This window comes from Flavobacterium sp. (assembly GCF_028689845.1).
Classification (GTDB): Bacteria; Bacteroidota; Bacteroidia; order Flavobacteriales; family Flavobacteriaceae; genus Flavobacterium.
Genome location: NZ_JAQVCH010000001.1, coordinates 54,070 through 69,673, shown reverse-complemented (window position 1 = coordinate 69,673; position 15,604 = coordinate 54,070). Strand labels below are relative to the sequence as shown.

General features: G+C 33.2%; 8 protein-coding genes. 7 read left to right on the top strand and 1 reads right to left on the bottom strand.

Annotated features, from left to right (window positions below):
* The first annotated feature begins 96 nt into the window (after positions 1-96).
* The 5 genes from PHR76_RS00240 (at position 97) to PHR76_RS00220 (ending at position 7,733) form a co-directional block, all read left to right on the top strand.
* Complete coding sequence (locus PHR76_RS00240; protein ID WP_300057026.1) at positions 97-2,892, top strand: exo-alpha-sialidase; 2,796 nt, start codon at positions 97-99, stop codon at positions 2,890-2,892.
* Positions 2,879-3,736, top strand: coding sequence for a ChaN family lipoprotein (locus tag PHR76_RS00235; protein ID WP_300057022.1), 858 nt, complete (start codon positions 2,879-2,881; stop codon positions 3,734-3,736). The genes PHR76_RS00240 and PHR76_RS00235 overlap by 14 nt, the downstream gene beginning before the upstream one ends.
* 338 nt (positions 3,737-4,074) lie before the next feature.
* Positions 4,075-4,941 carry a succinate dehydrogenase cytochrome b subunit gene (locus tag PHR76_RS00230; protein WP_300057019.1) on the top strand — a complete coding sequence of 289 codons (867 nt, stop codon included), beginning with the start codon at positions 4,075-4,077 and terminating at the stop codon, positions 4,939-4,941.
* A 17-nt stretch (positions 4,942-4,958) separates the two neighbouring features.
* Positions 4,959-6,968: a fumarate reductase/succinate dehydrogenase flavoprotein subunit gene (locus tag PHR76_RS00225; protein ID WP_300057016.1), complete on the top strand. Its 2,010-nt coding sequence runs from the start codon at positions 4,959-4,961 to the stop codon at positions 6,966-6,968.
* 6 nt (positions 6,969-6,974) lie between these two features.
* On the top strand, positions 6,975-7,733 hold the full coding sequence (locus PHR76_RS00220) for a succinate dehydrogenase/fumarate reductase iron-sulfur subunit (RefSeq protein ID WP_300057013.1): 759 nt from the start codon (positions 6,975-6,977) through the stop codon (positions 7,731-7,733).
* A gap of 77 nt (positions 7,734-7,810) precedes the next feature.
* Here PHR76_RS00220 and PHR76_RS00215 read toward each other — a convergent pair whose 3' ends face one another.
* Positions 7,811-10,720, bottom strand: coding sequence for a triple tyrosine motif-containing protein (locus tag PHR76_RS00215; RefSeq protein WP_300057009.1), 2,910 nt, complete (start codon positions 10,718-10,720; stop codon positions 7,811-7,813).
* Between the two features lie 355 nt (positions 10,721-11,075).
* On the opposite strand from PHR76_RS00215, the gene PHR76_RS00210 reads away from it, so the two are divergent.
* Both PHR76_RS00210 and PHR76_RS00205 read left to right on the top strand, forming a co-directional pair.
* Entirely contained in the window at positions 11,076-14,060 is a 2,985-nt protein-coding gene (locus PHR76_RS00210; RefSeq protein ID WP_300057006.1) for a TonB-dependent receptor, read from the top strand.
* A gap of 26 nt (positions 14,061-14,086) precedes the next feature.
* Complete coding sequence (locus tag PHR76_RS00205) at positions 14,087-15,538, top strand: RagB/SusD family nutrient uptake outer membrane protein (protein ID WP_300057004.1); 1,452 nt, start codon at positions 14,087-14,089, stop codon at positions 15,536-15,538.
* The last annotated feature ends 66 nt before the right edge of the window (positions 15,539-15,604 follow it).

The window sequence follows — 15,604 nt, the reverse complement described above, 5'->3', positions numbered from 1 at the left end:
ATAACAAGAATATGGCAATTTGTAGATAAATCAATTATAAAATTTTGCCAACAAATGACTTATTCTTACTTTTAGATGCAAATAGAAATCCGTGAAATGAAAAACCTATATTTTTCTTGTCTTTTGATAATGGTTTGCCATGGCTTTTGGTCACAGTCCAATTCAATGGTACAACAAATTCCAATTCAAAGTGTCGGTCCTTCCATTATGAGCGGACGCGTGGTAGATGTGGATGTCAATCCCGAAAATCCAACTGAATTTTATGTTGGGTATGCTTCTGGCGGCGTTTGGTATTCCAATAACAACGGAATGAGTTTTACGCCCGTGATGGATAATTCACCTACTCAAAATGTTGGTGATATTGCAGTCGATTGGAAATTGGGCACTATTTGGGTAGGAACAGGAGAAAACAATGCTTCGCGGTCTTCTTATGCCGGAATTGGAGTACTAAAATCGATTGACAAAGGCAAAACGTGGCAAAATGTTGGTTTGAAAGAAAGTCATCACATTGGAAAAATAGAAATTAATCCAAAAAATTCTGACGAAGTTGTTGTTGCCGTTACCGGAAAATTATATACAGAAAATAGTGAACGAGGCATTTATAAAACTACGGATGGCGGAAAAACATGGAAACAAACGTTATATATAAATGACAAAACAGGTGTTGCGGATCTTTCAGTGTCGCCGCAAAATTTCAATATTCAATATGCTTCAAGTTGGGAAAAAGACCGGAAAGCATGGAATTTTAATGGAAGCGGAGCTGCTTCGGGAATTTATAAAAGTGAAGATGGCGGTTCTAATTGGACGTTAATATCAACAGCCGAAAGTAATTTTCCAACGGGAGATGGGGTTGGCCGAATTGGCTTAGCTGCTTTCAATGAGACGATAATTTATGCAATTTTAGACAATCAGAATAAGCGGCCTATTACAGCCGCAAAAACAGCATCAAAGTCGGAAATGTTTAGTGCTCCCGGCGAGGTTTTTTTACAAATACCTAACAAAGAATTAAATGCGTTGCTAAAAAAGCAGGGTTTAACCGAAAAATATCGGGCAGAAAACCTCAAAAATTGGATTCAAAAAACGAATCTGTCGCCTTCTGAAGTAAAAAAATTACTAAAAGATGCCAATGCCGCTTTGTTTGAAACCGAAGTGATTGGAGCAGAAATCTACCAATCTAAAGATGGCGGAAGAACTTGGCAAAAAATGAATCAGGATTACCTAGATGATTTTTATTATTCGTACGGCTATTATTTTGGAAAAATCAGTGTTGATTTAACTCATTCGGATAAGCTCTATATTTCGGGTGTTCCTATTTTAAAATCCGATGATGGCGGAAAAACGTTTGTTTCCATTAACCGAGAGAATGTTCACGCCGATCATCATATGGTATGGGTTAATCCGAAAAAACCCGGACATTTAATTAATGGAAATGATGGAGGTTTAAATATTTCCTACGATGATGGTGCCAATTGGATTAAATGTAATCCGCACGGCGTAAGTCAATTTTATTCGATTAATGTTGATTATCAAAAACCCTATACCATTTATGGTGGAATGCAAGACAATGGTGTTTGGGCAGGGCCGAGCACGTATAAGTATGACGTAACTTGGCATCAAGAAGGACAGTATCCATATGAATTTCTAATGGGCGGTGATGGAATGCAAACACAAATCGACAGTAGAAATCCTTCCATCATTTTTACGGGTTTTCAATTTGGGAATTATTATCGAATTAACCGAGAAAAAGATACGCGAAAATTCATCTCACCAGCCGCCAAAAAAGAGGAAAAACCGTTGCGATTTAACTGGCAAACGCCCATTTTACTTTCTAAACAGAACCAAGATATTTTATATTTAGGTTCGCACCTACTGCATCGTTCATTTGACCAAGGCGATTCGTGGACGATCATTTCACCCGATTTGACTTTAGGTGAAAAAGAAGGAAATGTTGCTTTTGGCACCATTACAACGTTAAGTGAAAGTCCGTTTCAATTTGGATTGCTTTATGTTGGTTCGGATGATGGCTTGCTTCATGTTTCAAAAGATGGCGGAGTAAATTGGCAACTCATTTCTACAACCTTACCCAAAAATCGTTGGATTTCGAGAGTGGTCGCGTCGCAACATCAAAAAGAACGGGTTTATGTTACTTTGAACGGCTATCGAAATAATGATTTTGCACCGTATGTTTTTGTATCGGAAGACTATGGGCAAACTTGGAAAAATAGTGCCATAGGCTTATCTGAATTTCCTGTAAATGTGTTGGTTGAAGACAATATAAATCCTGCTGTTTTATATGTCGGAACCGATAATGGTCTTTTTATTTCCCTAAATCGGGGTAAAGATTGGCTGCCATTTAGTAATGGATTGCCTCCAGTGGCGGTACATGACGTGGTTTTGCAAACGGAAACTCATGATTTGGTCATAGGTACACACGGACGTTCTATTTATAAGGTAAACGTAAAATCAATTCAACAACTCACAGAAGAAATTCTGGCAAAAGAGATAGAAATCTTTCAAACAGATAAAATTACTCATTCTAAACGTTGGGGTTCTAGTTGGAATGTTTGGGACGAACCTTTTGAACCAAAAAATCAAATTGATTTTTATGTAAAAAAACAAACCGAAGTAACCATTCAGGTTTTTAATGAAAAGGGATTGTTGCTATTTGAAGAAAAACAACAAGTTACTGCTGGAATCAATTCATGGAATTACAATTTAGAAATAACAGCCGCAATTGCGGAAAAATGGAAAAAAAAAGATAAGAAGGTGAGCTTAACGCCATCTAAAAACGGTAAAATTTATTTAATTCCGGGTATTTATTCAATCAAAATAAACACAGAAAACAGTTCACAAATCAAACCTCTAGAAATCATCAGAAATGAAAAAAATTAATTTTATACTTACACTTTTTCTGTTTTTTCAAATCAACGCTTGGAGTCAAAACAAAAAATCTTACCAGCTTTATACGGCAAAAGGTAAAAAAACATGCTATCAAAAATTATTAAAAACGGCTCAGAAAAATGAGATTGTATTATTTGGCGAATACCACAATAATTCAATTGTACATTGGCTTCAATTGGAACTAACCAAAGATTTAGCAGAAAAGAACAGTCTTGTTTTAGGAGCTGAAATGTTAGAAGCCGATAATCAAATTCAATTAAATCAATATTTAAAAAGTGAAATAGACCAGAAGAAATTCGATTCTACTGCACGATTATGGAACAATTATAAAACCGATTATAAGCCGCTTGTTGATTTTGCGAAAGAAAAAAACATTTCGTTTGTAGCCACAAATATTCCGAGGCGTTATGCAAGTATGGTTTTTAAAAAAGGGTTAGAAGAATTAGAGCAACTCCCAGAGGAAGACAAAAGCTGGATTGCTCCGTTACCTATTTTGTTTGACATAACTTTGCCCGGATATCAAAACATGATGTCGATGCAAGGCGGTCATGCTGGCGACAAAATGCCGAAAGCTCAAGCGATAAAAGACGCGACGATGGCTCATTTTATTGTGCAAAACAGTAAGCCGAATACAATTTTTATCCATTATAATGGCACCTATCATAGTGATAATTATGAAGGAATTAGTTGGTATTTAAAAAAATATAAACCAGAGGTCAAAATCCTGACGATTGCTACTATTGAGCAAAAAGACATTTCAAAATTTAATAAAGAAGAATTGAAAAAAGCCGATTTTATCTTGGTAATTGATGAAGATGTGACCAAAACATATTGAGTTTAGAGAGACTAAATATCCGCTTTAGCGAAAAATGCTCGAATGCAGTTGAATGTTCTAATTTCTTCAAAATTTTCTATTTAAGTAGTTCTGTAAAGGCGAAGTCTTAATTTTTTTTTCATCAAATCAATTTATTTTAATGAATAAAAAGGCTGGTATTAAGCCTAATCGATTTACGGTCAATAGTTTTTAACTAGGGCGATTTTATGAAGAGCCTCATAAACACTTGTTAATCCTTCTTTAAAATCACTTTAAATTATAACGAAAAGGTTGTAGTTGTCTCAAATTACCTTTAAATTTGTGTGATAATTTTTAAAAATTAAGTTAACACAAACACTATGGCAAAATCTGCATTTTTAAAGTCATCCATTGCTAAGAAATACTGGATGGCTCTGACGGGCTTATTTTTATGTTTGTTTTTGGTAGGTCATTTGGTGGGTAATTTACAATTACTTATGCCTGATGGACGTATGCAATTCAACCAATACGCGTTGTTTATGACTACCAATCCAATCGTAAAAATATTATCTTACGTAACGTATCTTTCCATTATTTTTCATGCAGTGGACGGAATCATTTTAACGATACAAAACAGAAAAGCGAGACCTATTGCTTATGCAAAAACAAACCCAGGAGCAAATAGTGGTTTTGCTTCTCGTAACATGGCGATTTTAGGAACGTTGGTTATGGTTTTTATCGCAACACACATGGTTAATTTTTGGGCAAGAATGCATTTTGACGAAAAAATGCCTTTGATGACAAAAATCATTGAAGTTACTCCTGGTGTTAAAAACGTTTTTTATGTAGGACAAAGTGATGGGCAGTATTATCAAGCGGACCAAATTTTGAAAGAAGGTGAAAAACCTGAAGAAGGTTCGGCAAAACGTTTGATGATTAAAAATCAAACTGATTTGTATAACTCAGAAGTAGATGTTAAAATCGCTTCTCTTTATAAAGATCTATATGCCATTACGTTTGATTTGTTTAAAGATAAAAAATTAGGATTGGTTTATACATTGTTTTATGTATTTTCAATGTTGGTTTTGGCTTTCCATTTATGGCATGGTTTTCAAAGTGCCTTCCAGTCCTTAGGAATTAATAATCCGAAATGGACACCAACCATTAAATTTGTGGGTAAAGCATTTTCAGTAATTGTACCATTATTGTTTGCCATTATTCCACTCTTTATTCATTTTAGTAAATAATCAACATCAGACATATTATGAAGTTAGATTCCAAAATACCAGTAGGTCCAATGGCTCAAAAGTGGACCAATCACAAAGACCATTTAAAATTAGTTGCTCCAAATAATCGACCAAAAATTGATATTATAGTAGTGGGAACCGGATTAGCAGGTGCTTCTGCAGCAGCTTCTTTTGGAGAAATGGGTTACAATGTGAGTGCTTTTTGTTACCAAGATTCCCCTCGAAGAGCACACTCAATTGCCGCTCAAGGTGGAATTAATGCCGCCAAAAATTATCAAAATGATGGCGATAGTGTATACCGCCTTTTTTATGATACCATTAAAGGTGGTGATTATAGATCTCGCGAAGCTAACGTACATCGATTAGCAGAAGTTTCAGGAAATATTATTGATCAATGTGTAGCTCAAGGGGTTCCTTTTGCTCGTGAATATGGTGGAATGTTAGATAATCGTTCTTTTGGTGGTGTTCAAGTACAACGTACTTTTTATGCTGCAGGTCAAACAGGACAACAGTTATTATTAGGAGCATATTCTGCTTTATCAAGACAAATTGGTTTAGGACGCGTTAAAATGTTTAACCGTCACGAAATGTTAGATATCGTTAAAGTAGACGGAAAAGCACGTGGAATAATAGCACGTGATTTAATTACGGGTAAATTAGAAAGACATTCTGGTCATGCTGTTATAATTGCAACTGGAGGATATGGAAATGTTTATTTTCTTTCTACCAATGCGATGGGTTGTAATGTTACGGCAAGTTGGAAAATTCACAAACAAGGGGCTTTATTTGCCAATCCTTGTTATGTTCAAATTCACCCTACTTGTATTCCTGTTCATGGGTCTAACCAGTCTAAGTTGACCTTAATGTCTGAATCATTACGGAATTCTGGAAGAATATGGGTACCAAAGAAAAAAGAAGATGCAGAAGCTATTCGTGCGGGTCAATTAAAACCAACACAAATTGCAGAAGAAAATAGAGATTATTATTTAGAAAGACGTTATCCTGCTTTTGGAAACTTAGTACCACGTGATGTGGCATCTAGAGCTGCAAAAGAAAGATGTGATGCCGGACATGGAATTGAAGCGAATGACACTAACGAAGGTGTTTACCTAGATTTTTCTACCGAGATTTTAAGCAAAGGAAAGCAAACGGCATATGCCCAAGGTAATCATAATCCTTCTCAAGAAGAAACTATAAAATTAGGTAAGCAATGGTTAGAAGAGAAATATGGTAATTTATTTACTATGTATCAAAAAATCACAGACGAAAATCCTTATGAAACACCGATGAAAATTTATCCAGCGGTACATTATACGATGGGTGGCGTTTGGGTAGATTATAATTTAGAATCTACTATTCCTGGTTGTTTTGTAGCGGGAGAAGCAAACTTTTCTGACCATGGAGCTAACCGTCTCGGAGCTTCTGCGTTAATGCAAGGTTTGGCCGATGGTTATTTTGTTTTGCCTTATACCGTTTCTAACTATTTAGCAGATGAAATTAGAACAGGAAAAATTTCTACCGATTTATCTGAATTTGCTGAAGCAGAAAGCCGAGTTCAAAATTCAATTGATAAATTCATGAACAATAATGGTTCTAAAACTGTAGATCACTTCCATAAACGATTAGGTTTGGTAATGTGGAATAAGGTTGGAATGGCTCGAAATGAACAAGGTTTAAAACAAGCTATCAGCGAAATTGCTGCTATTAAAGAGGATTTTTATCAAAATGTATACGTTCCAGGAAGCAGTGACGAATTAAATCCTGAATTAGAAAAAGCTTTACGAGTAGCCGATTTTCTTGAACTTGGACAATTAATGGCGATGGATGCTTTGCAACGACATGAATCTTGCGGAGGTCACTTCCGTGAAGAATACCAAGATGCGGAAGGCGAAACCCTTCGTGATGATGAAAACTTTAAATTTGTGGGAGCTTGGGAATATAAAGGTTCTGATATTTCTAAATCAGAATTACACAAAGAAGTGTTGGTTTATGAAGAAATAAAAATTGCCGCTAGAAATTATAAATAAGATACTATGAGTGCAGCTAAAAATATAAATATTACCTTAAAAATTTGGCGTCAAAAAAATGCTAAAGCAAAGGGTGCAATAGAAACATATAAATTAGATAATGTTTCAACAGCAAGTTCCTTTTTAGAAATGTTAGACCAATTAAATGAACAATTGGTTAATGACAGAAAAGAACCAGTCGCGTTTGATCATGATTGTAGAGAAGGAATTTGTGGAGCGTGTTCGTTGTATATTAACGGAAGAGCTCACGGACCAGATACTGGAATAACCACTTGTCAATTACACATGCGGATGTTCAATGATGGCGATACTATTTTTGTAGAACCATGGAGAAGCAAGGCATTTCCGGTAATTAAAGATTTAGTAGTAGACCGTATGGCTTTTGAACGTATTCAACAAGCGGGCGGATTCGTTTCGGTAAACACTTCAGGCAATACAATTGATGCCAATTCTATTCCGATTCCAAAACACGACGCTGATCATGCTTTTATGGCAGCAGCCTGCATTGGGTGTGGAGCTTGTGTGGCGACTTGTGTAAATGGTTCTGCCATGCTTTTTGTAGGGGCAAAAGTGTCACAATATGCACTTTTACCACAAGGAAAAGTAGAGGCCACAGAACGCGTTTTAAGCATGGTACGTCAGATGGATGAAGAAGGTTTCGGAAACTGTACGAACATTGGTGCGTGTGAAGTGGAATGTCCAAAAGGCATCTCCTTAGAAAACATCGCTCGTTTAAATAGAGAATATCTAAAAGCGAATTTGTAATAATATAACGGTTGTTATTAAACTTCTAATTTTTTGGGAGTAATATTCTAAACGCACCTCTTTTGGGGTGCGTTTTTTTAATCATTAACTAGACTTAGTAAGTAAGCACTAAAATTTTCTTCATGTTGTACATTGAGTTTTTTGCGTACTCGATAACGAGCATTTTCTACTCCACGAATTGAAATACTAAGCAAAGGAGCAATTTCTTTATTGCTTAAATCCATTTTTACAAAAGCACATAAACGGAGTTCTCTTTTGGTTATTGAAGGATTTATTTGTTTGAGTTTTTCAAAAAAATTGTGATTTACTTTTTCAAAATTCACATCAAAAATTTCCATAAATTCTTCTCCAATTTTGTTCTGATGTAATTTTTGAAAGATGTGGCTAATACGTTTTCTAAAATCGTCATTTTTGTTAATTTCGCGAAGACTTTTTAAATCAAATTGAAGTTCATTAAACAATTCCTTTTTCTGACTTAGCATAAGCGTATAATTAGCTAATTGCTTGCTTTTTTCAATTACATCTTCCTCTAAATGTACTTTGGCGGCATTTATTTTTTCTTTTTCACGCAACAATTTGAGTTGCTCAAGCTCAAGTTCTAAGAGCTTTTTGGTTTTATCAGACTCTATTCTTGCTTTGGTTTTTTCCTTTTCAATTTTTTTCTTTAACCATACCCAAATGATATAAATGAATAAAATTAAAGATGAAATGTAAAGAAAAAAGGCAATATTGGTTTGATACCATTTTGGAAGAATGCTAAATTTATAACTTGTTTCAGTCCCGGAAATTCCAGATAAGTTTCGACTTTTAATTTTAAAAGTATAATTACCCGCGTTTAGATGTGTAAATTCTTTATAGGAAGAATTTTGCCAATTCGACCAGTTTTTGTCAATGGGTTCTAGTTGATAACTGAATTGAATATTTGTGTTTTTTGTCATTTGAGGAGCGGCAAATTCAAAACGCAAAAATGCCGTCTTGTTCGGAAATTCAATTGCCTTTTCACTAGTCACATTTGCTAAAAACGGAATTTGATCAGCTGTAAATTTAACAGAGGTCAGTTGCGTAGGTACTTTTGTTTTAGTGGAATTGGTTTTTAAATTATAAAAAAACAATCCAAGATTTGAACCAAAAAGCACTTGGTTTTCTGATAATGGCACGATGCATTCCATTCCACGGTTAAAATAACCTTTAAGATTTAAAAACAAATCCTTATGAAGCGTTTTTTGTTCACTATTTGTATAAAAATAACCAGCTTCATCATTTAAAACAAACCATGTTTTAGACCCTTGTGTAATTAATTTTCGCGTGTTTTTTGTAGGGTCAAACACGTTGTTCAATTTTTTAAATTGAACAAACTTATTCTGTTTAAGATTATACTGATAAATTCCATCATTGGTTGTAAAAAGAGTTTGGTTATCCCACTTCACGACATTTACATTATAAAACGATTTTAATCCGTTTTTGTCAGTAAAATGTTCTACCGCGATGGCTTTGGTAAAAGAACTGTTTAAATGAACTTTAAAAACACCTTGGTAACCATGACAAATCCAAAAAGTGTTTTTTTCTTCAGAGGCAAGTATGTCTCTAGCGGATTCTTCAAATCCATCAATTTTATGACGTATTTTCCAATCGCCATTGCTTTTTTCTAAAAGAAATAACCCCAAATAATTAGAGGCTAAATATTTTCCAGGATTATTTTCAATCGGAGTTATTTTCCAAAAACCACTTTCATCGCCAATTCGTTTTGGCTTTAAGTCATTAAGTACAAATAATCCATCATTATGAGAAATGATAATGTCATTTTCAAACAATTGGATAGACCAAACTTGACCTTGAGTTTCATTGATTTTCTGAAAGGAATAATATGTGTTAGAACTATTGTTTAGCGATGTATCTGCAAAATAAACACCAGCATTAGTTGCTAAGTAAATTCTTGAATTATGAATAAGCACGTCATAAACAGAAGCTTTGTCAAATAAATTGATAAAAGAAGGATTAAAATCTACGAAGGAAAGACCATTATTAGTAACTATCCAATAATTCGAATTTGATTTAAAAAGATTATGAATAGCAACATTTTTTAAGTTTCTATAAGAAGGATTGTTTTTGTTAATTGTGCCCGTCGCAATAGTAAATTCAATAATTTTAGAAGCTAGTGTGCCAATTAGAATAGTGCTGTTATCTTTTAAAATTGCTTTAGAAATTTGATCTGGATTGGTCGCTTCAAATAGACTAGCTATTTTTTTTACCTTAAAAGATTTTAAATTTCCTTTATAAATATTTCCAGATTTAGAAAACAATAAAATTTCTTCCTTGTTTTCACTTTCGAGCATTGAGGCAATTTCTTCATTTTGAAACAAATTGGATGAAAAAACCAAGTTTAATTCTTTGTTTTTTAAATTATAGTGATAAATACCATAATTATTGTCTTGGATATAAAAAGTATCATGTATAACAGCGGAATTTAAGAAAGATTCGTTGGCCGGAATAAAAAGGGCTGTATTTCCTTTAACCATAATTAAGCCATTAAAGGTTCTGCAAATGATATAATCGCCAAATTCATGAATTTGCCAAATATTTTCGATGTGTTTATTGGTTAAATGCAGTTCATTCATTAACGAATGATAATAATATTTTCCTTTATTATCCTTTTGAAGCGTTCCAAATTCATTATAACCACCTGCATAAATCTTTCCAGAAGATGATTTATATAGACTTCTTACCGAGGAGTTATTTGGTAAATTGATTTTGCTCCACTGATTGCCATCAAAAAATACAGCACCGTCATTATTACCAAAAATAAGGTATCCATCATTATCCTCACAGCCATCCCAAAATTGTGGATCTGCATTAAAATGAGACCGATTATAGTTCGTGACTTTTGCTACGGGATTTATCTTTAATTCATTAAAGCTTACATTTTGAGCAAAAAGATTTAAATAAAATATAAAAATGAAGGCACTTATAAGTTGTGTGATGGTTTTCAATTGTTCAATTGATTAATATATGAATGAAAAAGCTATAAATTTTATCAAAAATAATAAAAATTTTGATTTTTGGTGTATTATTTTAATATTTTAAATTGTTGATGTATAATATATTATAAAATAAAGTGTGTTAAAAGCGTAATTTTTATTTTTTTGATGAGACACAAGTGTATAGAAGAACCTTAATTGAATGTTAATTAGATATAATTTTAAACTGTCATAACAACGAAATCGTTAGAGTTGGTTTTGAAATTATTTAAATCTTATATTTTAGATGATTTTTATTAGAATTCTCTATTTTTTTAATAAATGACAAACGACAAAAACGTAACAATTAATTTAAACTACCTAATTTATGAAATTTACCAAGTATTTAAGTATGCTCTTTCTGTTTGCTTTTTCAATGATTACTGCACAGAATATTGAAATTAAAGGAACTGTTACAGAAAGCTCAAGTGGTCAACCGCTTCCAGGAACAAGTGTTGTAGTCAAAAACACTTCTAAGGGAGTTACCACTGATTTAGATGGGAATTATGTAATCAAAGCAGCTGTAAAAGATGTTTTAGTATTCTCGTTTGTAGGATACGTAACAAAAGAAATTACTGTAGGAACAGAAAACACTATTAACATAATTCTGGTCGAGGAAAATAAAGCCTTAGAAGAAGTTGTTGTTATAGGTTATGGAACACAGAAGAGAAAAAATTTAACGAATGCCGTTTCAACGGTTAATTCTGAATCGTTTGAAAACCGTCCTATTTTATCTGTTGCTCAAGCAATTCAAGGGAATGCTACTGGTGTAAATGTTGTACAAACCTCAGGAAAACCTGGAGCAAGTTTCGATGTAAGAATTAGAGGACTAAGTTCTATAAATTCTGAAAATTCACCTTTATATGTTGTTGATGGAATTCAAACTAAAGATATTTCTGGTTTAAACACAGAAGATATTGTGGATTTGTCAATTTTAAAAGATGCGACTGCAACAGCTATATATGGTGTTAATGGTTCAACAGGGGTTGTAATCATTACAACAAAAAAAGGAAAATCAAATAAAAATGATTTTCAATTTAGCTCTTATGTTGGTATTTCAAATGCAGTTAGCAATGTAGACGTTTTGAATTTGTCAGATTATAAAACATTATTAAATGAAATTAATCCAAGTTATTTAACAACGGCAAACGATCCAAAGTACACCGGAATTTATACTGATTGGCAAGATGAAATTTTAAGAACGGGTGTCGACCAAAATTATAATTTTTCATATGCAGGTGGAACTGAAAAAGTTAGAATCTATGGAGCTTTAGGATACCAAATGGTTGAGGGTATAATAAATCCATCAAAATATAACAGATTTTCAGGAAAATTAAACCTGAACGCAAATTTGAATTCTTGGTTGAAAACAGATATTAGTATTAATGTTATTCAATCAGACGGTTCCTATATTAGTGATAATAATAGTGTGGGACAAGGCGGAGCCGTTATGAGTGCTTTAGTAACGCCTTCCTTTTTACCAATATGGGGATCTCAATTAAATATCAGAGATACAAACCCTGATGGATCTTATAAAGATGGTTATAAAGATGGTCAATATGCAGAAAATCCTTATCAATCAGGATGGGAAAATCCAGTTTCATTATTGTCTAGAGAAAACAAAACTACTGTAAATAGATATTTAAGCAGTATTAGTTTTGATGTCAATATTTTGAGTAATTTGGTATGGAAGCCGATGTTGTCTTTTGATTTGACAAGAGCCGACAATGTTCAGTTCGTAGATCCATTTAGTAATGTTTATGGAAGAAACGGAGATGATAATCCTGAATCAGATAAAGGAAGAGGAAGTAATACGATAACAAACAATAGCAATTGGAATTTTGAAAATACGCTTAACTATTTGTTGAAATATGAAAATTCAGAATTAAACTTGTTGGGAGGTATGTCAATTCAGGAAAATGTTTATACCAAAGACGCCAATTCAGGAACTGGTTTTGCTATAGACCAAACAAGCTACGATTATGATGCTGCTAAAAATCAATTTTTTGAATATAGAGAAAATCAAACAAGAAGTTTATCATTTTTTGGAAGAGCAACTTATACGATTAAAAATAAATATATAATTAACGGGGTGTTCAGAGAAAGTGGAGCATCTCAATTAGCAGACGGAAATAAATGGGGATTTTTTCCCGGAGTTTCTGCTGCTTGGATTATTTCTAATGAAGATTTCTTAAAAGATGTGTCGACTATTAGCGAATTAAAACTAAGAGGAGGCTGGGGAAAAACAGGTAATTTGTCTGGATTGCCAGCTTATGCCAGTTATGATTTAAATTATACGAATCCGACAACAAATAGTACTACTTTAGATCAAATTGGTAATTCAGATTTGAAATGGGAAACCACAAATGATATTAATTTTGGTGTAGATTTGGGTTTCATCAATAATAGAATCAGACTTTCTGCAGATGTATATAAAAAGAATACCGAAGACTTACTTCAAATTATTTATTTTCCAGGATTTACAAAACCCTATTACTACAATGCGGGAGAAATTGAAAATAAAGGTTTAGAATTAGGTTTAAATACAATTAACTTAACAGGCAGTGTTAAATGGAATTCTAATTTTAATATATCTTTCAATGATAATAAAGTAGTTAAATTAGGACTATTAAAAAAATTACCTTTCCAAAACCTAACATCTGTTGGAGAAAGTGTGATTTTATTGACAGAAGGTAGCCCTCTAGGAAGTTTCTATGGATATAAAGTAGATAAAGTAGATCCTATGACAGGAACTTTATTATATCAAGATATTAATGGTGACGGAAGTATCACACCAGATGATAGAACAACCATAGGAGATCCAAATCCGGATTTTACTTTCGGATTTAGTAATGATTTTAGCTATAAAGGATTTACTTTAGATGCCCTAATCACAGGGTCACAAGGTGGAGATGTTTTCAATGCCTCTAGAATGGATTTAACATTGATGAATAACTATAATAATCAATCTACTGAAGTTTTAAATAGATGGACAACAACAGGTCAAGTTACAGATGTTCCAAGAGTTAATGATGCAAATTCTTTACACGTATCAGATAGATATGTAGAAGATGGATCATACGTTCGTTTAAAAGCCGTAACTTTTGGATATCAATTTAAATTGGAAAACTTGAAATTAAATTCAATTAAAGTATATGTTACCGGACAAAACTTGTATACAATAACTGATTATAAAGGATTTGATCCTGAAGTTGGAGCATTTAACAATGCAACAGGTATTGGTCAAGGAATTGATTTAGGTACTTATCCACAAGTTAAAACATTTATTTTTGGACTAAAAGCCAATTTTTAATAATAAAATATAAAAATTACATAATCATGAAATTATTTAAAAATTATTTAAAAATAATCACAGTATTGATGGTGTTTTCTTTATCATCTTGCTCAGATTATTTAGATACTGAACCGATTACAGAAGAAGCAACGACCTTGAATAATGGTATAGTAATCGAAAATGCTGCCGCTGCAGAATCTAGAATGAATGCAGTATATGGAACTTTTGGCTCGGGCTATTGGCAATTGGATTTTTTCTTAGCTGGCGACGGTCAATCTGACAATGCTTATATTGGTGCAGATAATCCAGCGGTTTTTCAATATGAAACATACCAAATGCTTTCAACCAATTCTCAAATGAAAGGAGATTGGAATGATATTTACAATAACATTAATACATGTAATATTGTTATTAATTATGTTGATCAAGCATCAGATTTAAGTCCAACACGAAGAGATGAAATGATTGGTGAGGCTTCTTTGATTAGAGCTTTGAATCATTTTCAAGCAGTTCAATTATGGGGTGATTGTCCTATTGCTAAAAACGCAATATTTTCAATCTCAAGCGAGAACTTTGATGAAGCTTTTAATGAACTTTTCCCAGAAAGAAAACCAGTTGCCGAGGTGTATGAACAAATTATTGCCGATTGTCAAGTTGCAATTGAAAAAGCACCAAATGCTTTAAACAAATTTAAAGCTAACAAAATGGGAGCGAACGCACTTTTAGCAAAAGTATATGCAACTATGCCAAATCCTGATTGGGCAAAAGTAAATCAATATTGTGATGTGGTTATTGGTGGTGGTTATACGCTTTTACCAACTTTTGATCATCTTTTTGATAGTGCACACGAAGCAAATGCTGAATCAATTTGGGAAGTTAATGGTGACGGTTGGGGTAGTCCAATCGGTGCTTGGAATACGTTTATGTTTTTAGGAACAGATTGGAAAAAATTTAATGCTCCTTCTCATACGTTAGTTCAAGCTTTTGAAAATAATGGGGATACACAAAGGTTAGCTTCTACAATCACGAGACAAAATGTTGGGTGGTCTGACACCTATTGGCCTTCTGCTAACTATCCATTTGCCTATAAAATGAGAGATACTAACGGTAATCAAAACTACTATATAGCTCGTTTAGCAGATATTTTATTATTAAAAGCAGAAGCTTTAGCAAGTATGGGAGATGTTTCTGGAGCAATGGTTCTTGTAAATCAAGTTAGAGATAGAGCTGGAATTGCTGCAATTAGTGCCTCAAACCAATCGGATGCCGTAAATAAAATTCTGGAGGAACGATTAATGGAATTAGCGTTTGAAGGTGATCGTTGGTTTGATTTAAAAAGAATGGGCAAAGCCATTGAGATTTTATCGCAACAAAAAGACGGTAATGGAAATGTGCTGCCTTCTGCATCTAATATTAATCAAAATAGACTTTTATGGCCTATTCCACAAGACAAATTAGATGCAAATGCATTATTAAATCAAAATCCAGGGTATTAGTTTTCTAAAAAAAGATAAAATATGAGTTAGTTTTTATTAAAGGCTATTATTTTTAAAAAAAATAGC